This is a genomic window from Komagataeibacter kakiaceti JCM 25156, assembly GCF_000613305.1.
In genome coordinates, this window is the sequence record NZ_BAIO01000658.1 from 1 (window position 1) to 1,111 (window position 1,111).

The 1,111-nt window shown below is 65.4% G+C and carries 1 pseudogene; it reads left to right on the plus strand.

Annotated features, from left to right (window positions below):
- Positions 1 to 182 precede the first annotated feature (182 nt).
- Positions 183 to 1,048 (plus strand): annotated as a pseudogene (accD, locus tag JCM25156_RS25885) (acetyl-CoA carboxylase, carboxyltransferase subunit beta).
- Positions 1,049 to 1,111 lie beyond the last annotated feature (63 nt).

Consider the following 1,111-nt stretch of genomic DNA (forward strand, 5'->3'; position numbering starts at 1 on the left):
ACGCTTGAGGGCACGCTGGATGACGCGGGGCGCGCCACCGAGCAGACCGTGCCGCGCGTGCTGGCGCAGTTGCGCACGCTGGCCGATGCGGTGCATGCGGTACGGAAGTAAATGACAATCTGGCCCAATCATCCATCTGCCTGTATTGAACAGGCGCCCAGACGCGACCAGGGAGAGGCAATATGAGCTGGCTGACCGAATATGTCCGCCCCAAGATCCGCGGCCTGCTCAAGCGGGAAGTGCCGGACAATCTGTGGACCAACTGCGAATCGTGCGAGCAGATGATCCTGACCAAGGATCTGCTGAAAGCCATGAACGTGTGCCCGCATTGCGGCCACCACATGCGCGCCAGCGTGCCCGAACGGCTGGAATGGACGTTTGACAACGGGGAATACACCCGCATCGAACTGCCCAAGCGCCGGTCGATCCCCTCTCCTTCCGCGATCGCAAGCGCTATACCGACCGCCTGAAGGATGAGCGCGCCAAATCCCACCTCGATGAATCCATGGCCGTGGCGCATGGGCGGATCGGCGGCCATAACGCGGTCGTGGCCGTCATGGCGTTCGAATTCATCGCGGGCACGATGGGCGCGGCGCTGGGCGAGGCCTTTCTTGCCGCCGCGCGCCTGGCCATTCTCCAGCAGTCACCACTGGTCGTGTTCACCGCCTCGGGCGGCGCGCGCATGCAGGAAGGCATGATCAGCCTCATGCAGATGCCGCGCACGACGGTCGCGGTGGAAATGCTCAAGGAAGCGGGCCTGCCCTATCTGGTGGTGCTGACCAACCCCACCACGGGGGGCGTCTCGGCCTCGTTCGCCATGCTGGGGGATGTGCAGATCGCCGAACCCAATGCCCTGATCGGCTTCGCGGGGCAGCGCGTGATCGAGGATACCGTGCGCGAGAAACTGCCCGAAGGCTTCCAGCGCGCGGAATACCTGCTTGAACATGGCATGCTGGACATGGTGGTCGTACGCGGCGAACTCCCCGCGACACTGGGGCGGCTGATCGGCCAGCTCAACTACCGCCACATCGCCCGCCCCGCCGCCTGAGCCCCGCAGGACACCCCGCATGAGCGCGCCAACCCTCGGGCCTGAATTCGTCGGGCGGGCGGG